Origin of the sequence: Pseudomonas idahonensis, from assembly GCF_037903935.1 — a bacterium.
Lineage (GTDB): Bacteria > Pseudomonadota > Gammaproteobacteria > Pseudomonadales > Pseudomonadaceae > Aquipseudomonas > Aquipseudomonas danubii.
In genome coordinates, this window is the sequence record NZ_CP149586.1 from 6,228,075 (window position 1) to 6,254,566 (window position 26,492).

General features: G+C 63.5%; 29 protein-coding genes. 15 read left to right on the forward strand and 14 right to left on the reverse strand.

What is annotated here, in order from left to right; genetic code table 11:
• The first annotated feature begins 34 nt into the window (after window positions 1–34).
• On the forward strand, window positions 35–922 hold the full coding sequence (gene rarD, locus WIN67_RS28210) for an EamA family transporter RarD (RefSeq protein ID WP_102881065.1): 888 nt from the start codon (window positions 35–37) through the stop codon (window positions 920–922).
• A 225-nt stretch (window positions 923–1,147) separates the two neighbouring features.
• Here the strand turns inward: rarD and WIN67_RS28215 are convergent, their stop codons facing one another.
• Window positions 1,148–1,666, reverse strand: a complete 519-nt coding sequence (locus WIN67_RS28215; RefSeq protein ID WP_016964741.1) for a glycine cleavage system protein R — start codon at window positions 1,664–1,666, stop codon at window positions 1,148–1,150.
• 555 nt (window positions 1,667–2,221) lie between these two features.
• Here WIN67_RS28215 and WIN67_RS28220 point away from each other — a divergent pair.
• A complete protein-coding gene (locus WIN67_RS28220) occupies window positions 2,222–4,399 on the forward strand; it encodes a malate synthase G (protein ID WP_339070335.1) in 2,178 nt (725 codons plus the stop codon).
• A 90-nt stretch (window positions 4,400–4,489) separates the two neighbouring features.
• Here WIN67_RS28220 and WIN67_RS28225 read toward each other — a convergent pair whose 3' ends face one another.
• A complete protein-coding gene (locus WIN67_RS28225) occupies window positions 4,490–4,936 on the reverse strand; it encodes a response regulator (protein ID WP_102861963.1) in 447 nt (148 codons plus the stop codon).
• 258 nt (window positions 4,937–5,194) lie between these two features.
• Between WIN67_RS28225 and WIN67_RS28230 the strand changes: the two genes are divergently transcribed.
• The 7 genes from WIN67_RS28230 to WIN67_RS28260 all read left to right on the forward strand — a co-directional run bounded on the left by WIN67_RS28230 (window position 5,195) and on the right by WIN67_RS28260 (window position 13,487).
• The gene (locus WIN67_RS28230) at window positions 5,195–7,129 is read left to right on the forward strand and encodes a putative nucleotidyltransferase substrate binding domain-containing protein (RefSeq protein ID WP_339070336.1); all 1,935 of its coding nucleotides are present in this window, start codon (window positions 5,195–5,197) and stop codon (window positions 7,127–7,129) included.
• Window positions 7,130–7,139: 10 nt separating this feature from the next.
• Window positions 7,140–7,847: a 3'-5' exonuclease gene (locus WIN67_RS28235; RefSeq protein WP_267269015.1), complete on the forward strand. Its 708-nt coding sequence runs from the start codon at window positions 7,140–7,142 to the stop codon at window positions 7,845–7,847.
• Between the two features lie 167 nt (window positions 7,848–8,014).
• Entirely contained in the window at window positions 8,015–8,533 is a 519-nt protein-coding gene (locus WIN67_RS28240; RefSeq protein ID WP_306398712.1) for an RNA polymerase sigma factor, read from the forward strand.
• Window positions 8,530–9,507 (forward strand): FecR family protein, encoded by a 978-nt coding sequence (locus WIN67_RS28245; protein ID WP_339070337.1) that lies wholly within the window; start codon window positions 8,530–8,532, stop codon window positions 9,505–9,507. Before WIN67_RS28240 ends, WIN67_RS28245 begins: the two co-directional genes overlap by 4 nt.
• A 180-nt stretch (window positions 9,508–9,687) precedes the next feature.
• Window positions 9,688–12,117 carry a TonB-dependent siderophore receptor gene (locus WIN67_RS28250; protein WP_339070338.1) on the forward strand — a complete coding sequence of 810 codons (2,430 nt, stop codon included), beginning with the start codon at window positions 9,688–9,690 and terminating at the stop codon, window positions 12,115–12,117.
• A 63-nt stretch (window positions 12,118–12,180) separates the two neighbouring features.
• Window positions 12,181–13,302 (forward strand): PepSY-associated TM helix domain-containing protein, encoded by a 1,122-nt coding sequence (locus WIN67_RS28255; RefSeq protein WP_272754338.1) that lies wholly within the window; start codon window positions 12,181–12,183, stop codon window positions 13,300–13,302.
• Window positions 13,299–13,487 (forward strand): hypothetical protein, encoded by a 189-nt coding sequence (locus WIN67_RS28260; protein WP_110594445.1) that lies wholly within the window; start codon window positions 13,299–13,301, stop codon window positions 13,485–13,487. The genes WIN67_RS28255 and WIN67_RS28260 overlap by 4 nt, the downstream gene beginning before the upstream one ends.
• Here WIN67_RS28260 and WIN67_RS28265 read toward each other — a convergent pair.
• Window positions 13,465–13,887 carry a hypothetical protein gene (locus WIN67_RS28265; RefSeq protein WP_253083998.1) on the reverse strand — a complete coding sequence of 141 codons (423 nt, stop codon included), beginning with the start codon at window positions 13,885–13,887 and terminating at the stop codon, window positions 13,465–13,467. The genes WIN67_RS28260 and WIN67_RS28265 overlap by 23 nt on opposite strands.
• Before the next feature lie 110 nt (window positions 13,888–13,997).
• On the opposite strand from WIN67_RS28265, the gene WIN67_RS28270 reads away from it, so the two are divergent.
• The gene (locus WIN67_RS28270; protein WP_115581094.1) at window positions 13,998–14,627 is read left to right on the forward strand and encodes a glutathione S-transferase; all 630 of its coding nucleotides are present in this window, start codon (window positions 13,998–14,000) and stop codon (window positions 14,625–14,627) included.
• On the opposite strand, the gene WIN67_RS28275 is transcribed toward WIN67_RS28270, so the two are convergent.
• The 5 genes from WIN67_RS28275 to WIN67_RS28295 all read right to left on the reverse strand — a co-directional run bounded on the left by WIN67_RS28275 (window position 14,624) and on the right by WIN67_RS28295 (window position 18,913).
• Entirely contained in the window at window positions 14,624–14,794 is a 171-nt protein-coding gene (locus WIN67_RS28275; protein ID WP_170002889.1) for a hypothetical protein, read from the reverse strand. The two genes, WIN67_RS28270 and WIN67_RS28275, sit on opposite strands and share 4 nt — an antisense overlap.
• The gene (gene creD / locus WIN67_RS28280; protein WP_102881074.1) at window positions 14,787–16,163 is read right to left on the reverse strand and encodes a cell envelope integrity protein CreD; all 1,377 of its coding nucleotides are present in this window, start codon (window positions 16,161–16,163) and stop codon (window positions 14,787–14,789) included. Before creD ends, WIN67_RS28275 begins: the two co-directional genes overlap by 8 nt.
• Window positions 16,164–16,254: 91 nt before the next feature.
• Window positions 16,255–17,673, reverse strand: a complete 1,419-nt coding sequence (gene creC / locus WIN67_RS28285) for a two-component system sensor histidine kinase CreC (RefSeq protein WP_047306398.1) — start codon at window positions 17,671–17,673, stop codon at window positions 16,255–16,257.
• Window positions 17,673–18,353 (reverse strand): two-component system response regulator CreB, encoded by a 681-nt coding sequence (gene creB / locus WIN67_RS28290; protein ID WP_102881469.1) that lies wholly within the window; start codon window positions 18,351–18,353, stop codon window positions 17,673–17,675. The genes creC and creB overlap by 1 nt, the downstream gene beginning before the upstream one ends.
• A 59-nt stretch (window positions 18,354–18,412) precedes the next feature.
• Window positions 18,413–18,913, reverse strand: coding sequence for an ATP-dependent zinc protease (locus WIN67_RS28295; protein ID WP_102881075.1), 501 nt, complete (start codon window positions 18,911–18,913; stop codon window positions 18,413–18,415).
• A 220-nt stretch (window positions 18,914–19,133) separates the two neighbouring features.
• Between WIN67_RS28295 and WIN67_RS28300 the strand changes: the two genes are divergently transcribed.
• Window positions 19,134–20,021, forward strand: a complete 888-nt coding sequence (locus WIN67_RS28300; protein ID WP_268561751.1) for an acyltransferase — start codon at window positions 19,134–19,136, stop codon at window positions 20,019–20,021.
• On the opposite strand, the gene WIN67_RS28305 is transcribed toward WIN67_RS28300, so the two are convergent.
• From WIN67_RS28305 to WIN67_RS28320, 4 genes are all read right to left on the reverse strand, one after another.
• A complete protein-coding gene (locus tag WIN67_RS28305; RefSeq protein ID WP_339070339.1) occupies window positions 20,022–21,176 on the reverse strand; it encodes a glutathionylspermidine synthase family protein in 1,155 nt (384 codons plus the stop codon).
• Window positions 21,173–21,901, reverse strand: coding sequence for a DUF1190 domain-containing protein (locus WIN67_RS28310; protein WP_339070340.1), 729 nt, complete (start codon window positions 21,899–21,901; stop codon window positions 21,173–21,175). Before WIN67_RS28310 ends, WIN67_RS28305 begins: the two co-directional genes overlap by 4 nt.
• A 10-nt stretch (window positions 21,902–21,911) precedes the next feature.
• The gene (locus WIN67_RS28315) at window positions 21,912–22,340 is read right to left on the reverse strand and encodes a DUF350 domain-containing protein (protein WP_339070341.1); all 429 of its coding nucleotides are present in this window, start codon (window positions 22,338–22,340) and stop codon (window positions 21,912–21,914) included.
• A 138-nt stretch (window positions 22,341–22,478) separates the two neighbouring features.
• Window positions 22,479–23,042 carry a DUF2780 domain-containing protein gene (locus WIN67_RS28320; protein WP_123389832.1) on the reverse strand — a complete coding sequence of 188 codons (564 nt, stop codon included), beginning with the start codon at window positions 23,040–23,042 and terminating at the stop codon, window positions 22,479–22,481.
• Window positions 23,043–23,228: 186 nt separating this feature from the next.
• Between WIN67_RS28320 and WIN67_RS28325 the strand changes: the two genes are divergently transcribed.
• The 3 genes from WIN67_RS28325 (at window position 23,229) to WIN67_RS28335 (ending at window position 25,258) form a co-directional block, all read left to right on the forward strand.
• Complete coding sequence (locus WIN67_RS28325) at window positions 23,229–23,873, forward strand: sigma-70 family RNA polymerase sigma factor (RefSeq protein WP_102881080.1); 645 nt, start codon at window positions 23,229–23,231, stop codon at window positions 23,871–23,873.
• Entirely contained in the window at window positions 23,870–24,544 is a 675-nt protein-coding gene (locus tag WIN67_RS28330; RefSeq protein ID WP_110652386.1) for an anti-sigma factor, read from the forward strand. Before WIN67_RS28325 ends, WIN67_RS28330 begins: the two co-directional genes overlap by 4 nt.
• A 150-nt stretch (window positions 24,545–24,694) precedes the next feature.
• Window positions 24,695–25,258, forward strand: a complete 564-nt coding sequence (locus WIN67_RS28335) for a hypothetical protein (protein ID WP_110594435.1) — start codon at window positions 24,695–24,697, stop codon at window positions 25,256–25,258.
• A gap of 62 nt (window positions 25,259–25,320) precedes the next feature.
• On the opposite strand, the gene WIN67_RS28340 is transcribed toward WIN67_RS28335, so the two are convergent.
• Together WIN67_RS28340 and WIN67_RS28345 are read right to left on the reverse strand one after the other, a co-directional pair.
• Window positions 25,321–25,641 (reverse strand): type II toxin-antitoxin system YafQ family toxin, encoded by a 321-nt coding sequence (locus tag WIN67_RS28340; protein ID WP_306766516.1) that lies wholly within the window; start codon window positions 25,639–25,641, stop codon window positions 25,321–25,323.
• A complete protein-coding gene (locus WIN67_RS28345; protein ID WP_102881082.1) occupies window positions 25,601–25,891 on the reverse strand; it encodes a type II toxin-antitoxin system RelB/DinJ family antitoxin in 291 nt (96 codons plus the stop codon). Before WIN67_RS28345 ends, WIN67_RS28340 begins: the two co-directional genes overlap by 41 nt.
• Before the next feature lie 293 nt (window positions 25,892–26,184).
• On the opposite strand from WIN67_RS28345, the gene WIN67_RS28350 reads away from it, so the two are divergent.
• Complete coding sequence (locus WIN67_RS28350) at window positions 26,185–26,457, forward strand: hypothetical protein (RefSeq protein WP_092309094.1); 273 nt, start codon at window positions 26,185–26,187, stop codon at window positions 26,455–26,457.
• Window positions 26,458–26,492: the final 35 nt, after the last annotated feature.

The following is a 26,492-nucleotide window of genomic DNA, read 5'->3' on the forward strand; positions in this document are numbered from 1 at the left end:
CCGTCTTCGTTAGCTGCCTAAGCAAGGACTCTGCATGCAAGCCGCCAACCCGCGTCGCGGGTACATCCTGGGCCTGACCGCCTACATCATCTGGGGTCTGTTTCCGATCTACTTCAAAGCCATCGCCAGCGTTCCGGCCGTGGAAATCATCGTCCACCGGGTACTCTGGTCGGCGCTGTTCGGCGCTGTGTTGCTGATGGTGTGGAAACATCCCGGCTGGTGGCGCGAGCTGCGGGAAAACCCCAGGCGCCTGGCCATCCTGGCCCTGAGCGGCACCCTGATCGCCGGCAACTGGCTGACCTATGTCTGGGCCGTGAACAATGGGCGCATGCTTGAGGCCAGCCTGGGCTACTACATCAATCCCCTGATCAATGTGCTGCTGGGCATGCTGATTCTTGGCGAACGCCTGCGGCGCATGCAGTGGCTGGCGGTGATCCTGGCGGCGGTGGGCGTGGCCCAGCAAGTGTGGCAAGTAGGCAGTTTGCCCTGGGTCTCACTGATACTGGCACTGAGCTTCGGCTTCTATGGCCTGATCCGTAAACAGGCCCCGGTCAAGGCCTTGCCCGGGCTGGTGGTGGAAACGTGGATGCTGGTGCCCATCGCCATGGCCTGGCTGCTCCTGCACCCCGAAGCCAGCAGTGCCCATGCCGACTTCTGGACCAGCTCCGAAGCCTGGTGGCTGGTAGCCGCCGGCCCGGTCACGCTGATCCCGCTGGTGTGCTTCAACGCCGCGGCTCGGCACTTGCCCTACACCACCCTGGGCTTCCTCCAGTACCTGGCGCCAACCCTGGTGCTGCTGCAAGCGGTGCTGCTGTTTGGCGAACACCTGTCCTCCAGCACCTTGCTGGCGTTCATGTTCATCTGGGCCGGCCTTGCGGTGTACAGCGTCGATGCCTGGCTCAGCCTGCGCGGCCGCCGCTGATCAATAAACGTACAACGCCCTGCAGGCCAGTCCATTCGTGGCCTGCAGCGATTCTTCCCAAGGTTATCCACAACCTGATCCCCGCCGTTTGTGCACAAGCCCTTGAAACTGCTGGTTTTTTGATCAGAGCGCGCTAAGCCGCGGCGGTACTGGGCTGGCGACGGGTCTCTACAGGTTATCCACAGGCGCATGCACGGATTACTGGGATAACCTGCGGGACGGTGTTCAGACCTCGCTGCGCAGCACCAACTCCACCATCAGATCGTCGGCCAGGGTTTCCAGGCGCGACTGCAATACCTCCAGGGACAACGTCAGGGGCACCGCCAGAATCGCCTCGGCATGAAACAACGGCTCGCTGCTCATGGGCGCTGGGCGCACCTCGGTCACCAGCCGTTCAAGGTTGACCCCCTGCTCCGCCAGCAAGCGGGTGATATCCCGGACGATTCCCGGACGATCATTGCCCACCAGCTCCATGGCGATGGGTTTCCAGGTGCAGGACTGCTCGATGCCGCTTTCAGCGATCAATACCCGGATGCCCTGGGCGGAGAGCCCCTGCAAGGCATCCACCAGCTCATCGTAGGCCTCGGCAGGGACCCCGACCCGCAAGATGCCGGCAAACTGCCCCGCCATGCGCGACAGACGGCTTTCCAGCCAGTTGCCGCCGTGCTCGGCGATGCACTGGGCAATACGCTCGACCTGTCCGGCCTTGTCCGGGGCGAAAACCGTGAGAACGAGATGGTCCATGGCGCAGCCCTCTTTGCTTGATGAAAGAGCAATTATAGGCAGCCTCATTCCCCGCGCCTTCCAGCCCATATCGCAGCAGCTTGTGTAGGCGCTGGCTTGCCAGCGAAAGTGCCCGCAAGGCCGACGCAACCCCCGAAGGCCCATTCGCCGGCAATCCGGCTCCTACGAGGGCGCTCAGGGCAAAACATAAATCGTGTACAACTTTTTGTATTTATATGGAACAATCCACCAGCTTTTTTGAGAACATCACGTTCCCCAGCGTGACCGCACTGCATTCTTAAGTCGCGGAACGACGTATTTAGTCTAATTTTCACAAGCGCAATTCATCATGTAGTATGCCGCAGCGCGCACTACATAACGTTGGAACGATGTCTGCCAAGGCCTGATCGCAACCCTCGCAACCGCCCATCAGCAAGGCTCTGCCGTTGATTGGAAGCACCCAGCCGCCAGCAATGGCATGTACTGGTGAACAGGGTTGTGCTTTAAATGGCCGCCGGCTTCATTGTTAATTTGAAGAGCTGAAAAGCGAAATAGCTGAGCAGAGTGAGGCAAGCAATGACTGAACACGTTCAAGTCGGTGGCCTGCAGGTCGCCAGAGTCCTGTTCGACTTCGTGAACAACGAAGCCATTCCCGGTACCGGCCTCACCGCCGACGCATTCTGGGCCGGTGCCGAAAAGGTCATCCACGACCTGGCGCCGAAGAACAAAGCCCTACTCGCCAAACGCGATGATTTCCAGGCACGGATCGATGCCTGGCACCAGTCCCGTGCCGGCCAGGCACACGATGCCGTGGCCTACAAAGCCTTCCTGCAAGACATCGGCTACCTGCTGCCAGAAGCGGCTGACTTCCAGGCCAGCACCCAGAACGTCGATGAAGAAATCGCCCACATGGCCGGCCCGCAGCTGGTAGTGCCGGTGATGAACGCGCGCTTCGCCCTCAACGCTTCCAACGCCCGCTGGGGTTCGCTATACGACGCCCTGTACGGCACCGACGCCATCAGCGAAGCCGATGGCGCGGAAAAAGGCAAAGGCTACAACAAGGTTCGCGGCGACAAGGTCATCGCCTTCGCCCGCGCCTTCCTCGATGAATCGGCGCCACTGACCGCCGGCTCCCACGTGGACTCCGTGAGCTACAAGATCGTCGGCGGCAAGCTGGTGGTGGGCCTCAAGGGCGGCAGCAACAGCGGCCTGCGCAACGATGCCCAACTGATCGGCTACCAGGGCGACGCTGCAGCGCCTACCGCGATCCTGCTCAAGCACAACGGCCTGCACTTCGAGATCCAGATCGATGCCAGCAGCCCGATCGGCCAGACCGACGCCGCCGGGGTCAAGGACCTGCTGATGGAAGCGGCCCTGACCACCATCATGGACTGCGAAGACTCGGTTGCCGCGGTTGATGCCGACGACAAGGTGGTGATCTACCGCAACTGGCTCGGCCTGATGAAGGGCGACCTGGCGGAAGAGGTTTCCAAGGGCGGTAAGTCCTTTACCCGCACCATGAATGCCGACCGCGAGTACACCGGCGTCAACGGTGAGCCGGTGAAGCTGCACGGCCGTTCGCTGCTGTTCGTGCGTAACGTCGGCCACCTGATGACCATCGACGCAATCCTCGACAAGCATGGCAACGAAGTGCCGGAAGGCATCCTCGACGGCCTGGTCACCAGCCTCGCGGCGATCCACAACCTCAACGGCAACACCTCGCGCAAGAACAGCCGTACCGGCTCGGTGTACATCGTCAAGCCGAAGATGCACGGCCCTGAAGAGGCCGCGTTCACCAACGAACTGTTCGGCCGCATCGAAGAGGTGCTGAACCTGCCGCGCAATACCCTGAAAGTCGGGATCATGGACGAGGAGCGCCGCACCACGGTCAACCTCAAGGCCTGCATCAAAGCGGCCAGCGAGCGCGTGGTGTTCATCAACACCGGTTTCCTCGACCGCACCGGCGACGAGATCCACACCTCCATGGAAGCCGGCGCCATGGTGCGCAAGGCCGACATGAAGGCCGAGAAATGGATCGGCGCCTACGAGAACTGGAACGTCGATATCGGCCTGTCCACCGGCCTGCAAGGCCGTGCGCAGATCGGCAAGGGCATGTGGGCCATGCCGGACCTGATGGCCGCCATGCTCGAACAGAAAATCGCCCACCCGCTGGCCGGTGCCAACACCGCCTGGGTGCCGTCGCCGACCGCTGCCGCCCTGCACGTGCTGCACTACCACAAGGTCGACGTGTTCGCCCGCCAGGCCGAACTGGCCAAGCGTGCCCGCGCATCGGTGGACGACATCCTGACCATCCCTCTGGCCAGCGACACCAATTGGTCGGCCGAGCAGATCAAGAACGAACTGGACAACAACGCCCAGGGCATTCTCGGTTACGTGGTGCGCTGGATCGACCAGGGCGTGGGTTGCTCGAAAGTGCCGGACATCAACGACGTCGGCCTGATGGAAGACCGCGCCACCCTGCGCATCTCCAGCCAGCACATCGCCAACTGGCTGCGCCACGGTGTGGTCACCCAGGCGCAGGTGCTGGAAAGCCTCAAGCGCATGGCCCCGGTGGTCGACCGGCAGAACGCCAGTGACCCGCTGTACCGCCCGCTGGCCCCGGACTTCGATAGCAACATCGCCTTCCAGGCCGCCCTGGAGCTGGTGATCGAAGGCACCAAGCAGCCTAACGGCTACACCGAGCCGGTATTGCACCGTCGTCGTCGCGAGTTCAAGGCCAAGAACGGCCTGTAAGCACGCCTGGCAACAGACAAAAAGCCCCGGTCCGCCGGGGCTTTTTAGTGTGTCGCCCTGGCTCGGCGCTTGCAGATTGCAGATTGCAGCTCAGTGAATGACACCCAGTTCGTGTTTGACCAGGGCCAGCAACTTGCCGGTGTCGATGGGTTTGAGCAGGAAGTCCACCACGCTCAAGTGCATGGCAGCGATGGCGTCGCGCACATCGGCGTCACCGGAAATGATGATGATCGGCAGCGCCGCCCGTTCCGATTCCCGCACCTGGCGAATCAGGTCAAGACCACTGCAGGGCGCCATGCGCAGATCGGTGATCAGCAGGCCGATGGACTTGTTCGATTCGAGTAATTCAAGAGCGGCCTTGCCGCTGGCAGCCGTGATGCAACGGATACCATCCAGGCCAAGAATTTCCGCCAGCAGCTCCCGTGCATCCTTGTCGTCATCGGCGATCAACACCCGCTGGGCCGGCAGATCCGGCTCCAGCATGACTGCACTCAGCGCCTCGCGCTCGGCGTCACTCAAAATATCGTGGTCGGGCATACATTTCTCTACATGAACAGATCAATCCCCTAGCACATTGGTCAGACATCGCTAAGCAGACCTCCAATGTGCACTTCGTCGGAAAAATTGCCAAGAGCCTTGATCAGAGCTTTTTTGCATTGATTAAACGCCGCTCAAAGCCAAATGTCCGGGCTCCGGCCGCTACCTAGACTTACGTCCAATGGGCACCTCGCGCTGGGAGTCCGACCATTGCCGTGATCCGACCACAACAAATCCAAAAAGACTGCGGTAATCGTTATGAGTAAAGCGGACGCCTTCACCCAGGCAGGGAAGACCGCGGTGTTGCAGAACATCCAGGGGACCGTGCAGTTCCTGCAGCGGTTCCCGCCCTTCAACCAGATGGAAAACCTCCACCTGGCCTATCTGGTAGAACAATGCCAGCTGCGTTTCTACGGGCCCGGCGACAGCATCATCAAGCCTGCCGACGGCCCGGTTGAGCACTTCTATATCGTCAAGCAGGGGCGCGTGGTGGGCGAACGCACCCACGCCGCCAAGGGCAGCACCGAAACCACCTTCGAGATCACCACCGGCGAATGTTTTCCCCTGGCTGCACTGCTGGGCGAACGCGCCACCCGCACCGAACACCGGGCCGCCGAAGACACCTTCTGCCTGCAATTGAACAAGAGCGCCTTCATCAAACTCTTCGCCTTGTCCGACGAGTTCCGCGATTTCGCCTTGCGCGGGGTCAGCAGCCTGCTGGATCAGGTCAATCAGCAGGTCAAGCAAAAGGCCGTGGAAACCCTTGGCACCCAATACTCGCTGAACACCCGCCTGGGCGAACTGGCCATGCGTCATCCGGTCGCCTGCGCCCCACAGATGCCGCTGCGTGAGGCCGTGGCGCTGATGCACGAGCAACAGGTGGGCAGCATCGTGGTGGTGGACGAGCACAAGGCGCCCCTGGGGATCTTCACCCTGAGGGACCTGCGCCAGGTCGTCGCCGACTGCACCCAGGACCTCAACCAGCCCATCGAACAGCACATGACCCAGGCCCCTTTCTTCCTCAGCCCGGACCACAGTGCCTTCGACGCCGCCATCGCCATGACCGAGCGCCATATCGCCCACGTCTGCCTGGTGAAAGACCAGCGCCTGTGCGGCGTGGTCTCCGAACGTGACCTGTTTTCCCTGCAACGGGTCGATCTGGTGCACCTGGCGCGAACTATCCGCAATGCTCCCCGGGTGGAACACCTGGTGGCGCTGCGAGGCGAGATCGGCCAACTGGTGGAGCGCATGCTGGCCCACGGTGCGTCGTCGACCCAGATCACCCACATCATCACCCTGCTCAACGATCACACCGTATGCCGGGTGATCGAGTTGACCCTGGCGGACAAGGGCGACCCCGGCGTGCCCTTCAGCTGGTTGTGCTTCGGCAGCGAAGGCCGGCGCGAACAGACCCTGCACACCGACCAGGACAACGGCATCCTGTTCGAGGCCCGGGACGCGGCCCACGCCGCCGAGATCCGCGGCAAGCTGCTGCCCATCGCCCAGCAGATCAACCAGAGCCTGGCGCTGTGCGGCTTTACCCTGTGCAAGGGTAACATCATGGCCGGCAACCCCGAGCTGTGCCTGTCCCGCGCCGAATGGGCCCGACGCTTTGCCGCCTTCATCCGCGAGGCAACGCCGGAAAACCTGCTGGGTTCGAGCATCTATTTCGATCTGCGGGTGGTCTGGGGCGATGAACAAGGCGCCGAACAACTGCGTCGGGCCATCCTCGACCAAGTGGGCGACAACCGTCTGTTCCAGCGCATGCTGGCGGAAAACGCCTTGCGCCAGCGCCCGCCCGTGGGCCGCTTCCGCGAATTCGTCCTGGCCAAAAAGAACGGCGAAAAAGCCACCCTCGACCTCAAGGTCCAGGGCCTCACCCCCTTCGTCGATGGCGCCCGGCTGCTGGCCCTGGCCAACGGCATCGGCGCCATCAACACCCTGGAGCGTCTGCGCCAGCTGGTGTCCAAGCAGGTCATCGAGCCCCTGGACGGCGCCGCTTATGAAGAGGCCTACCACTTCATCCAGCAGACCCGTATGCAGCAACATCAACGCCAGACCCGGGAGAACCAGCCCTATTCCAATCGGGTCGACCCCGACAACCTCAATCACCTGGACCGACGCATCCTGCGCGAGTCCCTGCGCCAGGCCCAGCGCCTGCAAAGCAGCCTGGCCCTGCGCTACCAGATATGAGCTATCCGTCATGAGCCTGTTTGCCTGGTTCCGTCCCGCCGTCAGCGTCCTGACGGCCCAACAGCAACAACGTCGCGACCACCTGCCCGCATTCACCGAGCTGGGTGAGTGCAGCCTGCGAGAGCAACGCTGGGTGGTGGTGGACCTGGAAACCACCGGCCTCAACCTCAACCGAGATCAGGTGCTGTCCATCGGCGCGGTGGTGATCGAGGACGGCGCCATCGACTTCAGCCAGCAGTTCGAACGCACCCTGCAGCGTGAAGGCCACAAGCTCAGCCCCAGCGTGCTGATCCATGGCCTGGGGCCCAGCGCCATCGCCGCCGGCTGCGATCCGGTGGAGGCCCTGCTGGACTTCATGGAGTTCGTCGGTGACAGCCCGCTCCTGGCGTTTCATGCCCCCTTCGACCAGCACATGCTCGGTCGGGCACTCAAGGACAGCCTGGGCTATCGCCTGCAGCACAGTTTCCTCGACGTGGCGGACATGGCGCCCATGCTCTGTCCCCAGGCCGCTTTCCGTGAGGCCGGCCTGGATGACTGGATCAACGTGTTCAAGCTGCAAGTGGCCGAGCGTCACCACGCAGCAGCCGACGCCCTGGCCACGGCAGAGCTGGCACTGATCCTGTTCAACCGTGCCCGCCAGCAGCAGATTGACAGCCCGCTGAACCTGCAACAGCGCCTCAGCCAATGGAAACGCCGCCAGCAGGCACACTCGTTCTGATCCGCGGCAATTGACCGTAGCGAGGGCACAGGCTCCCTCGCCACATCAGAAAAGCCTTCAACCCTCGGGAAAGAGCAGCCGACCAGCGCCAATTGCGCCTGTGTTTCGCCTCTGCCACAATCGCGAATAGTTCTCGTTATTTTAAACTTCTCGATCGGTGAGCCCCGTTGTCGTCAGTCCAAAGCCCCCACAATGAGCTGGTTGGTGCGTTATATCGCGACCATCGCCGTTGGCTATTGGCCTGGCTGCGGCGCAACGTTGCCTGCGCTCAACGGGCCGAGGACCTGAGCCAGGACACCTTCGTGCGCCTGCTGGGCCGCAACGAACTCAAGGCTCCACGGGAACCCAGGGCCTTTCTGGTGGCCATCGCCAAAGGCCTGCTGTTCGACTACTTCCGCCGCGCCGCCCTGGAACAGGCCTACCTCAGCGAACTGATGTTGATCCCCGAAGGCGAACAACCGTCGCCGGAAGAGCAGCAGATGATCCTCGAAGACCTCAAGGCCATCGACCGCCTGTTGGGCAAACTCTCCAGCAAGGCGCGCATGGCCTTCCTCTATAACCGCCTCGACGGCCTGAGCCACGCCGAGATCGCCGAACGCCTGGGAGTCTCGGTGCCAAGGGTGCGTCAGTACCTGGCCCAGGGCATCCGCCAGTGCTACATCGCCCTGTACGGGGAGCCGGTATGACCCCCATCAGCTCCAAGCCGGTGTCCGCCCGGGTGCTGGATGCCGCCATTGCCTGGCAACTGTCCCTGGACGGCGGCGCCAGTGCCGTGGAGCGCGAAGAGTTCGCCAAATGGCATGCCGCCCATGAAGAACACGCCCGCGCCTGGCGCCAGTTGGGCATGCTCGACCAGCGCTTTAGCGTGGCGGCCGGCCCGGCGCGCAATGCCTTGGTGCAATCTCGCGAAGGCCTGCGCCGGCGCGTGCGCAAACTGGGACGCGGAGTCGCCAGCGTGGTGCTGGTGGCGGGGCTGGCGCTGTTTGCCGGCGAGCGCTACCTGCCGGTGGACTACTGGCTGGCCGACCAGCGCACCGCCACCGGTGAGCAGCGCACCCTGCGCCTGACAGACGGCACGGTGATCAACCTCAATACCCACAGTGCGCTGGATGTGCGCTTCGATGAGAAGCAGCGCCGGATCGTTCTCCAGGAAGGCGAAATCCTCATCGAGACCGGGCACAACGACAGTCGGCCATTCATCGTCGAAACCCGCGACGGCCGGATGCGCGCCCTGGGTACGCGCTTCCTGGTCAAGCGTGAAGACCAGGGCACCCGCCTCGGCGTGCTGCAATCGGCGGTGGCGGCACGGCCGGAAGCCGGCCAGGACGAGCAGGTGTTCAAGGAAGGCCAACAAGTGCTGATGCGCCGCGACGGTCTCGGGCCGCTGCAGGCGCTGAACCTGGGCGCCGATGCCTGGACCCGAGGCATGTTGGTGGTGGACAACGCCCGCCTCGGTGACCTGATCGATGAGCTGGGCCGTTATCGCCGCGGCCACCTGGGCGTGGCACCGGAAGTGGCCGACCTGCGGATCACCGGCAGCTTCCCGTTGCAGGACACCGACCTGGCCCTCAATGCCCTGCTGCCGACCCTGCCCGTGAAGATCGAGCGGCACACCGACTGGTGGGTGACCGTGGTGGCCAGGGACGACGCCAAACGCTGAGATCGGTGTCGTGGCCTTCGCCAGCAAGCCCGCTCCTACACCGATCCCGTAGGAGCGGGCTTGCCAGCGAATTAACCTCAATCAATCTAAATCTAAATTATTTTCAATCTGCCCTATCACTTTTCCAATCTCGTCCGGCACCTAGGCAATTGCGAAACATTTCCATTCAGGAGCCGCCGTATGTACCGCCCGCTAGACACTCTGTTGCGCCCCAGTCTCTTGGCCGTTGCCATCGCGCTCAGCGCCCCCCTGACCAGCCCAGCGCTGATGGCCGCCGAACAGGCCAGCAGCGTGCGCGCCTACAACCTGCCAGCAGCGCCCCTGGCCAGCACCCTGAACCAGATTGCCAGTCAGGCTGGCCTGGCCCTGAGCCTGAATCCGTCCCTGGCGGCGGGCAAGACCTCGGCTCCAGTCAATGGCCAGTTCGACGCCCCGGGCGCCTTGCGCGAAGCCCTGCGCGGAACCGGCTTGCAACTGGAGCACAGCAGCGCCGGCACCTACAGCCTGGTGGCGGCACCGGAAGGCGTGGTGACCTTGCCGGAAACCAATATCACTGGCCAGCTGGCTGGCGAGAGTGCCTGGGGCCCGGTCGACGGTTACCTCGCCACACGTACCGCCGCCGGCACCAAGACCGACACCTCGCTGGTTGAGGCTCCGCGCTCGATTTCCGTCGCTACCCGCCAGCAGATGGAAGACCGCAACGTCCAGAACCTCGACGATGCCGTGCGTTACATGCCCGGGATTGTTTCTGCCAGCTACGGCAGCGACACCCGCTATGACTGGATGCGTGTACGGGGCTTCGAACCCACACAGTTCCTCGACGGCTTGCCCCTGCCCCGCGGTGTGTATGCCAACCCGAAAGCGGAAACCTGGAACCTCGACCGCCTTGCCCTGCTGCGCGGCCCGGCGTCCTCGGTGTATGGCCAGACCCCACCGGGCGGCCTGCTGGATATGGTCAGCCGGCGCCCCAGCGCAGACACCAGTCATGCCGTGCAGATCCAGTACGGCAGTGACAACTACCGCCAGATCAACTTCGCCAGCACCGGCAAGATCGACGATGAAGGCCAGTTCCTCTATGGGCTCAGCGGTGTCGTGCGCGATGCCGGCACCCAGGTCGACCACATCGACAACAAGCGCTACAACATTGCCCCCAGCCTGACCTGGAACATCGATACCGATACCAAGCTGACCCTGCTCACGCAGTTCACCCGCGACGACACCGGTGCCACCAGCCAGTTCATGCCGATCCAGGGCACCAAGATCAAGTCGCCACTGGGCGACGTCTCCCATCACAAGAACCTGGGTGACCCGGACTACGAGTTCTACGATCGGACCTACTACGCGCTGGGCTACGCCTTCGAGCACCGCTTAAACGATGTCTGGCAGTTCCGTCAGAACCTGCGCTACACCAAATCGGAGCTGTCCTTCCAACAGTTGACCGTGGGTTCCTATGCCTACTCCCCGGCTGATGCGGCGGGCAACATCAGCCGTACCTCGACCAACGTCAACGAAGACATCGGCCAGTTCGCGGTCGACAACAACTTCCAGGCGGACTTCGCCACAGGCGACATTAACCACACGGTGCTGCTTGGCCTGGATCACCAACGTACCGACACCTCCTACCTGTCGATCTACGGCAACGGGGGAACAACCAACATCTTCAACCCGGTGTATGGCCAGCCGATTGTTCGTCCGTCGCGCACCGACGCTTATTACGACTACGACCAGAAAACCATTCAGACCGGCCTCTACGTCCAGGACCAGATGGCCCTGGACAACTGGCGTCTGACCCTGGGTGGCCGTGAGGACTGGGTGCACCAAGGCACCACCTACCTCAACAAGAAAGACGTGACCAACACTGATCGCAGCAAGAACTTCAGTGGCAATGCGGCGCTCAGCTATGTGTTCGACTCGGGTGTCGTGCCGTACATTTCCTACGCCGAATCCTTCCAGCCAGCGAGCAACGCTAGCGTTTCACCGACCGAATCGTATAAACCCACGGAAGGTAAACAGTGGGAGCTGGGCATTAAGTATCAACCGCCGGGTTCGAACACGCTGCTGAGTGCGGCGGTCTACGACCTGACCCAGAAGAATGTCCTGGTAACCAGCATTGGGGCAGGAGGCGAGTCGATCACCAACCAGAGCGGCGAAGTGAAGGTCAAAGGCCTGGAGCTGGAAGCCGTGTCTGACGTGACCGAAAACCTCAAGGTCATCGCTGCTTACACCCTGGCCAAGTCCGAGGTACAAAAAGGCATCCACAAAGGCAACCGCCTGCAACTGATGCCAAACCAGCAAGCCTCCCTGTGGACGGACTACACCTGGCACTCCGGCGTACTCGACGGTTTCGGCATCGGTGCCGGCGCCCGCTACACCGGCAATACCTATGGCGACCAGGCCAACACCTGGCTGGGCAAGGCCGACGCCTACACGGTGTTCGACGCTGCCGTGCATTACGACCTCGGTCGCCTGGACAACAGCCTCAAAGGGGCGTCGCTGAAACTCAACGCCACCAACCTGTTCGACAAGAACTACCTGTCCACCTGCGATGGTTCCTACTGCTATTTCGGCGATCAGCGCAGCGTGGTCGCCAGCGCCACCTATCAATGGTAATCGGCTGAGTTAACAACCAGGCCGTCCGACAAGGACGGCCTTGGTGTGCCTGAAGGCTAAGAAATGAAAAGCAAGACAATCCGCCGCTGGTCCTTTATCCACACCTGGACCAGCCTGATCTGCACGGTGTTCCTGCTGATGCTGGCGCTCACCGGCCTGCCGCTGATCTTCCATCACGAGATCGACCACCTGCTGGGGGATTCCCCCGAGCTGCGGGAGATGCCCGCCGACACCCCGCACCTGGACCTGCAACAGCTGGTCAAGGCCGCCGAAGCTCACCGCCCGGGGGAAGTCATGCAGTACTTCGGCTGGGACGAGGACGAGCCCAACGGTGTGATGGCGATCATGGCCAAGACTGCCGGCACCGAGCCCAATTCCTCCCACACCTTCATGCTCGACGCCCGCACCGGCGAAGCCGTGGCCATGCCTTCGGCCAACGGCGGGCTGATGATGGTCATGCTGCGCCTGCATGTGGATATGTTCGCCGGGCTGCCGGGCAAACTGCTGCTGGCCTTCATGGGCATCCTCTTCGTGCTGGCGATCATCTCTGGCACCGTGCTCTATCTGCCGTTCATGCGCCGCTTGAAATTCGCCAGCGTGCGTCAGGACAAGTCCAGCCGCCTGCGCTGGCTCGACCTGCACAACCTGATCGGCGTGGTCACCCTGACCTGGGCCCTGGTGGTGGGGGTGACCGGGGTCATCAGCGCCTGCGCCGACCTGATCATCGCCGCCTGGCGCAACGACAGCCTCAGCGCCATGGTCGCGCCCTACCGCGACGCCCCGCCCCTGACCGCGCTGGCTCCCGCCAGCCGCCTGCTGGACATCGCCCGGGAAGCCGCCCCAGGCATGCAGCCGGACTTCATCGCCTTCCCCGGCACGCGCTTCTCCAGCGAGCACCACTACGCGGTGTTCCTCAAGGGCAGCAGCCACCTGACTTCGCACCTGCTGACCCCGGTGCTGATCGACGCCAGCACCCTGCAGGTCACCGCCGTGGGCACGCGCCCCTGGTACATGGATGCCATGGGCATGTCCCAGCCGCTGCACTTCGGTGACTACGGCGGCATGCCGATGAAGGTGCTGTGGGCAACCCTAGATGGGCTGACCATCATTGTCCTGGGCAGTGGCCTGTACCTGTGGACAGTCCGGCGGCGTGCTGCGAAGTCGGTTGCGCAGGTGCGCCCATGAAGCCCCGGCAATCGAACTTCTGGAAAGTCTTCAGGGCGCCGCTGGCCCTGGCCCTGCTCAGCGCCGGCGGCCTGTTCGCGGCGCTGCTGGGGGATGGGATCTGGGACAGCCTGAGCTGGCTCGGCCTGGGACTGCCGGCGCTGATCGCCCTGCGGGGCTTGTTCAGGCGCGGGCGAGCGGCTTGACGGCAGCCGAGGGGAAACCGCGCCACAGATACACCGACAGCCCCAGGCTGATCAGCAGCACCGGAATGAACACGCGGTTTTCCAGCAGCGCCTCAGCCGCGACCAGTACGCAAAACAGCGCCAACCCCAGCAGTGGCACATAGCTCGCCGCCAGGCTCCAGCGCCAGGGCCGGGTCACCGGCTCTGGGCCACGCAGGCCCAGCAGCCCGCACACCAGGGCGGGCAGGGCCAGCGCCGGCAGCGCCCAGTACCAGGCCATGTAGGCAAACGCCATGATCAGCTCGGGCTCACCCTCGCCCTTGCGGCGGAACTCGTACTGCAGGGCCAGGTACACCGCCAGCCCACCCAACAGGGTCAGGGCCAGACTGTACAGCCCGTGCAAAAGATAGGACCTGCGCATTCATCGCTCCTTGTCTGTCCCTTGTGCCGCCCCTGTGGCCAGTGCCACAGGCTGCGCTAAGATCCTCGGGCCGCGAGCCTGTGCTCCGTTCCCAACCGCGAGGAATATTCATGTCTACCCCAAGCATGACGCTGTTCCACAACCGGGCATCACCTTACGTACGCAAAATCATGGTGCTGCTGCACGAAACCGGGCAGCTCGACCGTGTGGCCCTGCAAGCCTGCCAACTGACCCCGGTAAACCCGGACAACGCGCTGAACCAGGACAACCCCCTGGGCAAGATTCCTGCCCTGCGCCTGGCCAACGGCCAGGTGCTCTACGACAGCCGGGTGATCCTCGAGTACCTGGACCAGCAACATGTCGGCAACCCACTGATTCCCCAAGAGGGTTCGGCCCGCTGGCGGCGCCTGACCCTGGCGGCCCTGGCCGACGGGATCCTGGAGGCGGCAGTGCTGGTGCGTTACGAGCTGACCCTGCGGCCACCGGAACACCACTGGGCGCCGTGGCTCGAAGGCCAGCGCGACAAGATCCGACGGGCCCTGGCAGTGCTTGAGGCGCAGGCGCTGGCCGAGCTGGCCAGCCACTTCGACGTGGCCGCCATCAGTGTCGCCTGTGCCCTGGCTTACCTGGACTTCCGCCATCCAGACCTGGAGTGGCGCCAGCAACAACCCGGGCTCGCGGCCTGGTACTTCGAGGTCAGTCAGCGACCGTCGATGCTCGAGACCCGACCGCCGGCCTAATCGGTCAGGCGCTCGGCCCTGTTCGCCGGCAAGCCGGCTCCTGTAGCACGGGGAGCAGCTTGCTGGCGCACCCGCCACCACGCCTCCGGTGGAAACAACTGGCCAATCCGCTGCGTCAGGCGCTCGCGCTGACGCTGGTCCTCACGCAAGCCCAGTGACTTACTCATGGATGGCCTCCAGGTCGAACTGCAGGGGGGCCGGTTCCTTGCGCTGGCCCAGGCCATACCAGTCCAGCTTGCGGGTCAGCACCATGAACACGCCCAGCAGGCCGAACAGCAACAGCGAGCCCATCAGCAGCGCATAGTCCTCGGCGCTGAGCAGGCCATACAGCAAGCCGTACAAGGCCGCCAGCGAGAGCGCGAACACTGCGCCGTTACGCCAGCTGTGCAGCACATGGCTGACATAGAAACCGATCAAGCCGACACAGGCCGCAGCCGACACGCCGTAGGCCAGTTCGAAACCCAGGTGCTCCGACAGCGACAGCAGCAACAGGTAGAAGAACGCCAGTGCCACGCCCACCAGGCCGTACTGGATCGGGTGCACCGACAGGCTCTTGAGCACCTCGAAGAGAAAGAAGCCGGCAAAGGTCAGGCCGATGAACAGCAGCGCGTATTTGATCGCCCGGTCGCTCTTCAGGTACTGGTCCACCGGGTCGATGAAGCTCACGCCAAAGCTGCGGCTGTTGAAGTCCTGGCATTGGCTGCTGTAGGCGCAGCGCTCCATGGCCTGTTCCAGGTTGGTGGAGAAGAACGAGGTCTGCCAGAGCGCCGAAAAGCCCTGCTCGGTGACTTCACGCTGCACCGGCAGGTAGTTGCCGACAAAGCTTGGGTGAGGCCAGTTGGCCGTCAGCAGCACCTTGCTGGTCTTGCCCACCGGCAGCACCTGCAGTTGCCCGGTACCCTGCAGGCGCAGGTCGAAGGCGAAGTCCAGGCGGGTGCTCTTCTTCAGATCCAGGGGCGGCAGCAGCACGTGCACGCCTTCGTCCAGCCAACTGACAAAAGTGCCCGGGGCAAAGTCCAGGGTCTGGCCATTGAGCTGCAGTTGCAGGGCGTTTTCGATGCCGCGGATATCGCTGATGCCCACCGCCAGGAACGGCTGGTCGAACTGGTAATCAGCAAAGTCTTCCTTGATGCCGTACTGCTCGGGCACGACGAAATGGCCGCTGAGGTGGTTGTCGGCGTGGAACAGCCGCGCCTCGTAGATCCCCCGGGCGCGCAGCTCGGTCTGGGCCTTGCTGTCCAGCTCGAAATGCTCGGGCAGGAAAAACAGCCGCCCCTGCTGCTCGCTGGTTTCCTGGTAGCGCTTCTTGGTCTTGTCGTCGGTTTTCCAGGTGCGCACGGTCTTGCGGTAGTCCACCACCATCACCGGGCCGCTGATCTGCTGCTGGGTGCTGGAGCTGCGGGCGATATCCTCGAGCACGCCGTCGCGCAGGCTCTGGCGCTCGCTGATCAGGCCGCTGATCATCAGCAGCGGTATCAGCAACAGCAGGATCAACAGGCCAATGGCCCCGAGTTTGAAGGTCAGGTTACGGTTCATGAGGCTCTCCCAGTTGGAATGGGAGAGAGTCTGGAACGCGGCCATGGGGGTTTTATGGGGGCAATGTGGAGACTCTGTGGAGAATCCCCGCTCAGGGCAGACGCAAGGTCACCTGCACCCCGCCCGGGACGTTTTCGATGTGCATCTGGCCGCCATGCAGTTGCACCACCTCTTCGACGAAATTCAGCCCCAGGCCGGTGCTCTTGCGCCCGCTGTCCGGGCGCGGCAGCGAGTAGAAACGCTCGCACAGGCGCGGCAGGGCATAGTCCGGAATCGGCTCGCCCTGGTTGAACAGCACCAGCTCCACGCCCTCCTCCACAGGTTGCGCGCTGCAACGCAGCAGGCCGCCTGCGGGGCTGAAGTCCAGGGCGTTGGTCAGCAGGTTGCCCAGGGCCTGGCGCAGCAGGAACGGCTCGCCGGACCAGGCCAGGTCCGCCGGCACCCGCAGTTGCACCTGCAGTTGCTTGCCTTCGATACGCCCGTGCTGGCTGTTCAGCAGCTCCTTGCACAACGGTGCCAGGGGCACCTTCACCCGCTCTTCCAGGCCCTGGCGCTGCTCCACTTGCGCCAGGTTCAGCAGACGCTCGATCAACTGCTGCATGCGCGCGCTTTCACTGTCGATATTGCCGACGAAACGCTGGCGCTGCTCCAGGGGCATCTCGCTCTGTAGCAACTCCGCCGCCCCACGAATCGCCGCCAGGGGGCTCTTGAGTTCATGGGTCAGGGTGTGCACATAGCGCTCGACATAGGCCTTGCCTTCGAGCTGGGTGCGCATGTGTTCCACCGCCGTCGCCAGTTGCTCCAGCTCGCCGCCGCGATAGTGCGGCAGCTCGGCGCGGCGCCCTTCACTGACCGCCAGGGCGTAGGCGGTCATGCGCCGCAACGCCGCGCTCAGCCACCAGGACAGCAAGGCACCAAACAACAGGCCCATGGCGATCAGCCCGGCGCCGTACCACAGCAGGCGGCGTTCGGTACGGTCGACATAGGGCTGCAGGGAACTGTTGGGCTTGGCCACGGTAACCACACCGATGATCTGGCCGTTGTCGCGGATCGGCGCGCCCACGTGCATCACCGAGGAGTTGGGATCGTCGGCCAGCGAGCGCGACGAACGCGCGCCATATTGGCCGCGCAGGGTCAGGTACACGTCGTTCCAGCGCGAATAATCCTGGCCCACCGCCAGGCCGCTGGAGTCCAGGACCACGATGCCCTTGGCATCGGTGACGTAGATACGGTGGTTGACCTGATTCTTCGGCAGGCCCCAGATGGTCGCCGCCGGTTGCCGCTCGCCGTAGGCCCGCAGCAGCTGCGGCCAGCGGTTCTCGCTGAGGGTGCCGGCCTTGAAATCGTCCCGCAGTATCTCCGCCAGCAGGTTGGCGGTGTCCACCAGGGTTTCCTCGGTGGACTGGCGCACGCCGGGGCGGATCTCCTTCATCACCGTGCTCAGCACGAAATAGCCGGTCAGGCTGATGAACAGCAAATAGACCAGGAAGATGCGGATGCCCAAGGTCATCAGGCTTGGCTCGGGCTGTAGCTGTAGCCCAGGCCGCGATGGGTCTGGATCGGCTCGGCCTCGGCCGCCACCAGGCGCAGCTTGGCCCGCAGGCTTTTGATGTGGCTGTCGATATTGCGCTCGTAGCCCACATCCGCCACCACCCCCAGGGCATCCAGCAACTGCTCGCGGCTGAACACCCGCTCGGGCTGTTCCAGCAGGCATTGCAGCAGGCGGAATTCATGCCGGGTCAGGCTCAGGGGCTGGGCCCGGTAGCTGATCTGCACCCGCTCCGGGTCGATGACAAACAGCGCCGGGGCCGCCTCGGGCGCGGTGCGCGGCGTCATGCGCTTGAGGATCGCCTTGACCCGCGCCGCCACTTCCCGGGGGCTGAAGGGCTTGACCACATAATCGTCGGCGCCGATTTCCAGCCCCACCACCCGATCGATCTCACCGTCCCGGGCGCTGAGGAACATCACCGGCACCTCGCTGAAGCGCCGCAGCTGCTTGCAGGTTTCAAAGCCGCTGATATCCGGCAGGCCGATATCGAGGATGATCAGGTCCGCCGGAGTCGCCTGCTGATAGTCCAGGGCCGCACGCCCCAGGCTCAGCCAGGTGGTGGTGAAACCTTCGCCTTGCAGGGCAAAGATCAGGGTGTCGGCAATCGCCGCTTCGTCTTCGACAATCAGGATATGGGGCATGGCATCCAAGCGCGCAAATTCAGTGGGCGAACGGTGCCGGATGCCTGGTATCCCGTCAATCAGCAGTCGGGCTTGTCGGCGGTATAGCGCCGCGCCGGGTTCACCGCCGCGCCGAATTCCCGCAGGGCCTTGGCGCCGATCAGCAGCGGATAGTTGAAGCTGCTGCGGTCGGTGAGGTTGACCTCCACCGTGCGCTTGACGTTGCCCAGGCACATCTCCAGCTCCACCACCGGGCGCTTGGCCGACTGCGGTTCTTCGGCCTCATCGCCCTCCTCGGAGCGGCTCTTGATCTTGCTGATGCGCGCCACCTTGTGTTCATAGACCTTGCCGCCAGCCTCCTTGGTGGCCAGGCGGAAGCGCACCCAGTCCTCGCCGTCGCGGGTAAAGGTCTGGATATCCTTGGCCGACAGCGACGCGGTCAGGGCCCCGGTGTCCATCTTGGCCTGCAGGGTTTCGCCGATTTCCGGCAGGCGGATGTATTCGTAACGGCCATACAACGTCGGCTCGGCGGCCATCACCGGCAGCGCCAACAGAGAAACAAGAGCAAGGACAGATTTCACGACAGTGGATTCCTTGAAGAGAGGGGCAGCGGGATTTTAGACCGCGGCCAACGAATTGGTTCTACCGCTGCCCCGCAGGAGCCGGCTTGCCGGCGAAGGGGCCCGGCCTGCACAACACCCTACCCACTCCCAAGTGAAACATTCGTCAGCACACTTGAATTTGGCCTGCCCACCGAAGCTGCTTATCATGGCGCGTCCAAAAGATTGTAAAGAGTGCCTTATGCGCCGCCTGCTCACCGGCTGTTTCGTCACCTTGCTCCTGCTGCTCAACACCCTGGTGCTGTTCGGCCCGCTGATGGTGTTTGCCCTGCTCAAGCTGCTCCTGCCCGGGCGTCTGCGCGATTACGCTTCGGCCGCGGTGATGTGGATCGCCGAGACCTGGGCCGAAATCGACAAGCTGATCTTCGCCCTGTGCATCCCTACCCGCTGGGACATTCGCGGCGGCGACGGCCTGCGAGTCGACACCTCCTACCTGGTGGTGAGCAACCACCAATCCTGGGTCGACATCCCGGCGCTGATCCAGACCCTCAACCGGCGCACGCCGTTCTTCAAGTTCTTCCTCAAGAAGGAACTGATCTGGGTGCCCTTCCTCGGTCTGGCCTGGTGGGCTCTGGACTACCCCTTCATGAAGCGCTACAGCAAGGCGTTCCTGGCCAAGCACCCGGAGCTGCAAGGCAAGGACCTGGAGATCACCAAGGCAGCCTGCGAGCTGTTCAAGCGCCAGCCGGTGACCGTGGTCAACTACCTGGAGGGCACCCGTTTCACCGAGGCCAAGCGCCAGCAACAGAACTCACCCTTCCAGCACCTGCTCAAGCCCAAGGCCGGCGGCGTGGCCTTCGTTCTCGCAGCCTTGGGCGAACAGCTGGACGCAGTGCTGGACGTGACCGTGGTCTATCCCCAAGAACGCATTCCCGGCTTCTGGGACCTGATCTGCGGCAGCGTGCCCAAGGTGATCATCGACATCCGCACCCGCGAGCTGGACCCGGCGCTGTGGCACGGCGATTACGAAAACGACCCGGTGTTCCGCCAGCAAGTGCAGGACTGGGTCAACCAGCTGTGGACCGACAAGGACCAGCGCATCAGCGAACTGCTGAGCGAACGCCGCTGATCAATCGCTGATCACGTGGGGCAGGAAACGACTGCTGTCCTTGGTGATCGGCGAGTTGTCCTCGCGAATGCCAATCCCCGCCGGCTGATCGCCGATCACCCAACTGCCGATCACTGTGTGATTGCCGGCAAAGGTCGGCAGCGGCTGAAACTGCTGGCGGATACAGGGGCCGCCGTAGGGCCCGGTTTCAATCAAGCGCTCACCGCCCTCGGTGCAGATTTCCACATTGGCCCCTTCCCGGGAAAAGAACGGCTTGCGCACCCAGCCCGCATTCAGGCTGGCGCAGGGGTCGTCGTCGATGAACGACGGCAGCAGGTTCGGGTGCCCCGCGTGCCGCTCCCAGAGCAGGGCCATGGCGCCCTTGTTGGAGAGGATCGCCTTCCACGGCGGCTCGACAAACTGCGTGCGGCTGCCGGCAATGGCCGGGCCAAAGGCTTCGTTGAACAAGTGCTCCCAGGGGTAGAGCTTGAACAGGCTTTCAATGGGCGTGCCCAGCAGGTCGACGAAACGCCCGCCGGCATTCAAGCCGATATCCTCGATATTGATCAGCCGCGTACCCAGGCCGGCCTGGCGGGCGATGTCGCGCAGGTATTCGACCGTGCCGCGATCCTCCAGCGAATCCCGGACCGAGGCAAAGTGCATCGGCGACTTGAAGCCGCCCTGGACAAAGGCCTGGAGCAGTTTGTCTTCGATGCTGTTGAACTGATCGCAGCCCGCCGGCAGTTGTCCGCGCTGCATCTGCTGCTCAAGCCAGACGTACTGGAAGAAGCTCGCCTCATACAGCGAGGTCGGCGTGTCGTAGTTGGTCTCCAGGAGCTTGGCCGGGCCGCTGCCGTCGTAGCACAGGTCCATGCGTCCATAGAGATGGGGCTCGCCCTGCTTCCACGATTGGCGGATCAATTCGTGAAAGGCCGCAGGGATCGCCAGGCGCTCCAGCAAGGCTTCGCTGTCCACCACTTCGGCCACCAGGGCCATGCACAGCTCGTGCAGTTCCTGGGTTGGGTCTTCCAGGTCGTCCTCGATCTGCCGCAGGCTGAAGCGGTAGTAGGCCGACTCGTCCCAGTAAGGCTCGCCGTCGAAGGTGTGGAAAGCGAAACCCAGTTGTTCCGCCGTTGCCTTCCAGTCCGCGCGCGGGGTGCAGAGGATGCGCTTCAAGAACCGAAGCTCCAACTGCTGTGGCTGGAGGAACCGAAGCCGCCACGGCTGACCACTTCATGGGCACCGGCCAGGGAGTTGCCGGCGCTGGTGAAGTGGTCTGGGCTGGAAATGCCGAAGCGTCCACCGTTGGCGCCGGAGAAGGTCTTGCCGGCCGCCACCTGCTGGCTGAGGGTGCTCAGTCGCGTACCGCCGCGACCGTCGCGTTCCTGATACAGGGGCTCGCTGAAATAGCGCGGCTCCGGGGTCGAGTCCAGGCCGATCCAGCGCCAGAAGCTGGAACCGGTGCTGGAGGAGTTGCTGCTGCGGCCACCACCACCACCACCACCACCACTGCCCGAACTGCTAGTGCTGGAGCTGCTCTGTTGCTGTTCTTCCTCGGACTCGACCGGCACCGTGCGCTGAGTGGTCAGGGCAAAGCCGCTGGAAAGCGGCACGTAGGCACGATTGTCCCGGGAGACCATGCATTTGCCCGTGAAGAACTCCTCCTCACAGCGCTGCAGATCCAGGTAACGCGGGGCCACGCTCTCTCCACGCTCGCTGGCATCAGCCCGAGCCGCCTTGCAGATCGCCGACGGAATCTGTGCCCGCTCGCATTCACTCAGGCTAGTGAAGTTCTGGGTTTGGCGGATCTCCCGGGTCGCCTGGGGCTGGCCATCACAGGCGGCCAGGGCGAATGGCACACTGCCCAGCAGCACCAGGCGCACGCTTTTACTGCGTTTCATGCCGGCGCCCTCAGACCGATGGCGTCATGCAGGCCGCATTCAGCAGGCCAACACCGACAGACACCGAAGCCACCAGGATCGCCGCGGAATGTTCCTGGTTGGCGATGCGCTGGGACAGGCCCTTGAGGATCAGGCTGACCACCAGGAACGTGAGCAATTGCACCACCGCGGCGATGCCGGCCCAGAGCAGGAAGTCGATGATCGAAATGGAATGGGAAATCGCGCTGGCCACCGGAATGGCAAAGCCCAGCAAGGCGCCGGACAGGGCGATGGAAGCGGCACTGTTGCCCTGGCGGATCAGGGCGAATTCGTTATAGGGGGTCAGGCGCGTGTAGATGAACGCGTAGAGGGCAAACACCAGGGCAGCGCCCAGCATGTAGAGCATGAAACCGAGCACCGCATCGGCGGGCAAAGACATCTTCAGTGCATCCATGAACATCGCGTTCAAGCTTCCTTGGAAAACGGGGCGCGAGATATAGCACAGGCCCGATTCGGCGAAAACTCCAGGAAAGGTAAAGACGACTGTTTCAACCCTCAAGGCAAGCCCCGACGCACTCGGCGCCGGGGCCACAGGAGGTTACTTGGGCACGCCCCAGATGCCGCTCAGGCTTTGCAGCAGGGAACCGCCAACGCCCTGCTGGCCCAGGTACTGCAGGATCAGCGGAGCAAACTGGCCGATCATGCCGCTGTCCATGCCCAGGGCGCCAAAGGCGTTGTTCAAGTCATTGGTGTCCTTGACGTTGCCCAGGGCGCTGTCCAGGCCGGCGCTCTTGCCGGAAGACTGGCCAAGCAGGCCACCCAAGGCGCCCAGGCTGCCCAGGGCGTTGCTGCCCGACAGTTGGTCCAGGCCCGGGACGCTTTGGCTCAGTTGCGAATAGTCCGAACTGCTTAGTTGATTTTTCGCCAGGCCGAGCATGGCGCCAGTGCCGCCGATGGCTTGCTCGGGGGTGACATTGAGTTGTGCCAGCGTGCCCAGCAGGCCGGCGGTCTGGGAAGTCGGCGCGGCGGCGGCAGCCTTGTCGCCGCCTTGCATGCCGGCAATGGCGTTGGCCGCATCGTTCAGGCTGAAACCGCCGGCCAGAGCCGAACCGGCTGCCAGGGTCATCAGGGTAGCCAGGGCGAAACCGCGTGGAATATTCATCGAAACAACCTCATGGGGCGAGAAACCACCCGGATTCGGGCGGCGGGAAAGCAGTGTTTTGACTGAGCCCGACACTGAATGTTCCGACGCCCGCCCTGCCGTCCGGCGGCTGCATCCAGGCCCGTTGCTGCTGCGTATATCGTCCACAAGCGCCAACCCCAGCCCCCCGGCGCGAGGCAGCAAGACGTGAATGGAACAACCGCCCCCCCTGGACTAATCTTTGGCTGCGTCAGTCGGCGCCTGTCGTTGCCCCTTGCCCCAGTTCCTGCCAGGAGAACCGCCATCTCGAGCCTCGACACCGATCAACTGCGACACCTGCTGGCCCAGTGTTCACTGGGCGACCGCCGGGCCTTCGAAACCCTCTATCGCAGTGTTGCGCCACGCCTGCACGGCGTCGCCCTGCGCTTCATGGGCCGCCGCGATCTGGCCGAAGAGGTGCTGCAGGAAAGCTTCGTGCGCATCTGGAACAACGCCGTACGCTACCAGCCGCACCTGTCCGCGCCCCTGACCTGGATGGTCAACATCACCCGCAACCAGGCCATCGACCAGTTGCGCAAACACCGCGAACGGCCCCTGGGCGAACTCGAAGAACAACAGCTGGAGGATCAAAGCCCTTCGGCCCACGACCAACTGGACAGCGCCCGCGCCGCCCGGGCCCTGAACCGCTGCCTGGAAAGCCTCGACGGCATGCAGCGCCAGTCCATCACCGTGGCCTACTTCCAGGGCCTGTCCTGCTCGGAGCTGGCCGAACACCTGGCCGCGCCCCTGGGCTCGGTCAAATCCTGGATTCGTCGGGGCATGGAACGCCTGCGCCGGTGCCTTGAATCATGAACTATCGAACCCCAGAACGCCGCCGCGCCCTGGCCGCCGACTACGCCATCGGCCTGATGCAGGGCGCCGCCCGCCGGCGCTTCGAAATGCTCCTGCTGGACGACCCGGCGCTGCGCGAAGAACTGGCGCAGTGGCAGGAAAGCCTCGCCAGCCTGACCGAAGCCCTGCCTGAAGCCGCGGTGCCGGAACGGGTCTGGGCGGGCATCCAGGCACGCATCGAACCGCAAGTGCTGCACGTACCGCAGAAGAACCCGCTGTGGATGCGCCTGCGTCTGGCGCTCGCCGCCTGCGCCGTGCTGGCGACCCTGTACATCGGCTTTATCCAGCAGAGCGATCAGGTGCGCTACAGCGCCACCCTGCTCAGCGCCGACCAGCAACCGGCCCTGCGGATCAAGGCCCATGCCCAGTACCTGCAAGTCGAACCCCTGACCCTGGCGGCTGTTGGCCTGGACCGCAGCCTGGAACTCTGGGCGATCCCTGCCGACGGCAAACCGATTTCCCTCGGCGTGGTGCCGGTAGGCGGCCAAGGCAAGATCAACCTGAGCCCGGCCCAACGCGAACTGCTGGGCACCCCGATCGCCCTGGCCGTGAGCCTGGAACCCCACGGCGGCTCACCTACTGGGCAACCCACCGGGCCGGTGTTGTACCAGGGGCAACTGGCGGCGCTGTAACAGGCACCTGCTGCCGCAGGAACGGGCTTGCCCGCGAACGTCGTCAGGGTAAACTCCGCGCCCAGGCCCCCCGTCGCATCCTTGCAGGCAGGCCCTTGCCTGCCATGCAAGCCCCCGCCTTGCCTGGCGCCATCAACAGAACGGACTCTTATGAAAGCTGCGCTCTACAGCGGTCTTCTGCTGGCCCTGGCAATCGCCGTCTTGCTCTGGCGAATCGGCACCCCGGTTGATAGCAGCCAATGCGCCGACACAGCCCCGGGCCCCCTGACCGGTTTCATCCGCCAGCACTTCAGCGATCGCCAGGGAGCCGACTGGCGCGACGACGGCAGTGCCTTGGGCATTCTTGGCGTTGCCGAGGCCCAGGCGTTCGCCCGCCAACCCGAGCGTTACTACTGCGAAGCCCTGAACCTGCTGCAGGACCCACAGCGAACCCAGACGGAAAAGGTGCATACCACGGCCCTGATGCTGTCCCTGCCCCTCGACTACTACCTGGACCTCATGGACCGCAGCCACCAGTTGTATCAGCGCGGGGCCATGGACCGCCCCGTCCTGACCCTGGTGCTGATACCAAGAGGCACGGCGCTGAACTACTGGTGGCTGCCCCAGTGGCGCTCACGCTTCCAGCGGGATGCGCCAGGCATCCTGGCCGAGACCGACATAAAGGAAATCCTGAGTGGCGAACACTGGTTCGACTACCCGGGCAGAGGCTATTGATCAGGCTTGATTGGCGGGCAACACAAACCCGCCAATAGACGGGTTTGTGAATCTGCATGAGGCTATCTGAACAATTCGGCATGGCTGCCCAGATCGACAAAGGTCACAAGACCGGCTCGGGCCACGTCATAAATCAGCAGAAAATCGCCACCGATATGACACTCCCTGAAACCGTCCCACTCCCCCTTCAGCGCATGATCGAGATACTGCGCCGGTAGCGGCTCCCCCAGGAACAGCAGCACCATGACCTTGCGCACTTCGTGCATGTCACGACGCCCTGCACGCCGATAGCGCTCCCAGGACTTTTTAAACTCCGGCGTTTGTGCGCATTGCCTGGGCAGGTCAGCGCGCTTTGGGTTCCTCTCCGGCTTCGCCATCAGCATCCCTCAACATGTCGTCAATCGAGTCGTACTGACGACGAATCTCACGCGCCTGCGCCATCGCACGAGCGGTTTTCTCCGATGGGACACGCACTTCGAAAGGCAGTCCCTGCACGGCCACAACCTGACGCAGGAAAAGACGCATGGCATCGCTCAGGCTCAGCCCACAGGCATTGAGCACAGCGGTGGCACTGACCTTCAAATCCTCGTCTATGCGGCAACGCACGTCAGTGGTTTTCAGTAATGCAGCCAAGGTATCACCTCTATTAGTTATTTGTAGCTACATTGTGGCTACGTTTTTCCATTCTGCGAGGTCGACTCTTTGCGGTCAACCGATTTCAGTGGACCGGACTCGTAAATAGGACCTCGTGCACGTTCAACGACGCCACAGCGGACGAAACCTCCTGCAAGACATCCACCCCCCAGCGCCTTGCTGCCTCACGCACCGGCGGCTTATAGTCCGCCGGTCGCTCAAATAGCGACCGGGTTTGGCGACCCGACGAACTACGGTCAGAAGCATCTCTTACTCATTACGGAGATTTACTTATGGACCGCTACATGCCCATCACCGGGCAAGACTGCAATATCCCCTCCCTACTGATCGACACTCAGGCGCCGCTGGATGTGCTCCATGAAGCCGCCGCCTTCCGTATCCGCGCCGTGACCCAGGTGCTGGAGCAACTGGCCTTGAGCGATGCGCTGGGCAAGGACCCTGTACTGGCCCAGGAGCTGGCCCAGCTCTGCGCCATTCCCCTGCGCGATGGCTGCGACCTGATGGATGTGCTGGGGCGGCGCTTGCGCGCCACACTGATCGCCTGATTGAAAGTGCCCTCACCCCAGAAGAAAAAACGCCG

Excerpts from the sequence above, each read along its gene's own strand:
- creC (WP_047306398.1), bottom strand. The coding sequence starts at position 17,673 with ATGACCTTGGGCATCCGCATCTTCCTGGTCTATTTGCTGTTCATCAGC.
- WIN67_RS28245 (WP_339070337.1), top strand. The coding sequence starts at position 8,530 with ATGACCCCCATCAGCTCCAAGCCGGTGTCCGCCCGGGTGCTGGATGCC.
- WIN67_RS28260 (WP_110594445.1), top strand. The coding sequence starts at position 13,299 with ATGAAGCCCCGGCAATCGAACTTCTGGAAAGTCTTCAGGGCGCCGCTG.
- WIN67_RS28340 (WP_306766516.1), bottom strand. The coding sequence starts at position 25,641 with ATGCTGATGGCGAAGCCGGAGAGGAACCCAAAGCGCGCTGACCTGCCC.
- WIN67_RS28220 (WP_339070335.1), top strand. The coding sequence starts at position 2,222 with ATGACTGAACACGTTCAAGTCGGTGGCCTGCAGGTCGCCAGAGTCCTG.
- creD (WP_102881074.1), bottom strand. The coding sequence starts at position 16,163 with ATGAACCGTAACCTGACCTTCAAACTCGGGGCCATTGGCCTGTTGATC.
- WIN67_RS28215 (WP_016964741.1), bottom strand. The coding sequence starts at position 1,666 with ATGGACCATCTCGTTCTCACGGTTTTCGCCCCGGACAAGGCCGGACAG.
- WIN67_RS28350 (WP_092309094.1), top strand. The coding sequence starts at position 26,185 with ATGGACCGCTACATGCCCATCACCGGGCAAGACTGCAATATCCCCTCC.
- WIN67_RS28310 (WP_339070340.1), bottom strand. The coding sequence starts at position 21,901 with ATGAAACGCAGTAAAAGCGTGCGCCTGGTGCTGCTGGGCAGTGTGCCA.
- WIN67_RS28230 (WP_339070336.1), top strand. The coding sequence starts at position 5,195 with ATGAGTAAAGCGGACGCCTTCACCCAGGCAGGGAAGACCGCGGTGTTG.
- WIN67_RS28335 (WP_110594435.1), top strand. The coding sequence starts at position 24,695 with ATGAAAGCTGCGCTCTACAGCGGTCTTCTGCTGGCCCTGGCAATCGCC.
- WIN67_RS28320 (WP_123389832.1), bottom strand. The coding sequence starts at position 23,042 with ATGAATATTCCACGCGGTTTCGCCCTGGCTACCCTGATGACCCTGGCA.
- WIN67_RS28330 (WP_110652386.1), top strand. The coding sequence starts at position 23,870 with ATGAACTATCGAACCCCAGAACGCCGCCGCGCCCTGGCCGCCGACTAC.
- WIN67_RS28235 (WP_267269015.1), top strand. The coding sequence starts at position 7,140 with ATGAGCCTGTTTGCCTGGTTCCGTCCCGCCGTCAGCGTCCTGACGGCC.
- creB (WP_102881469.1), bottom strand. The coding sequence starts at position 18,353 with ATGCCCCATATCCTGATTGTCGAAGACGAAGCGGCGATTGCCGACACC.
- WIN67_RS28270 (WP_115581094.1), top strand. The coding sequence starts at position 13,998 with ATGTCTACCCCAAGCATGACGCTGTTCCACAACCGGGCATCACCTTAC.
- WIN67_RS28250 (WP_339070338.1), top strand. The coding sequence starts at position 9,688 with ATGTACCGCCCGCTAGACACTCTGTTGCGCCCCAGTCTCTTGGCCGTT.
- WIN67_RS28315 (WP_339070341.1), bottom strand. The coding sequence starts at position 22,340 with ATGTTCATGGATGCACTGAAGATGTCTTTGCCCGCCGATGCGGTGCTC.
- WIN67_RS28265 (WP_253083998.1), bottom strand. The coding sequence starts at position 13,887 with ATGCGCAGGTCCTATCTTTTGCACGGGCTGTACAGTCTGGCCCTGACC.
- WIN67_RS28275 (WP_170002889.1), bottom strand. The coding sequence starts at position 14,794 with ATGAGTAAGTCACTGGGCTTGCGTGAGGACCAGCGTCAGCGCGAGCGC.
- WIN67_RS28255 (WP_272754338.1), top strand. The coding sequence starts at position 12,181 with ATGAAAAGCAAGACAATCCGCCGCTGGTCCTTTATCCACACCTGGACC.
- WIN67_RS28300 (WP_268561751.1), top strand. The coding sequence starts at position 19,134 with ATGCGCCGCCTGCTCACCGGCTGTTTCGTCACCTTGCTCCTGCTGCTC.
- WIN67_RS28225 (WP_102861963.1), bottom strand. The coding sequence starts at position 4,936 with ATGCCCGACCACGATATTTTGAGTGACGCCGAGCGCGAGGCGCTGAGT.
- rarD (WP_102881065.1), top strand. The coding sequence starts at position 35 with ATGCAAGCCGCCAACCCGCGTCGCGGGTACATCCTGGGCCTGACCGCC.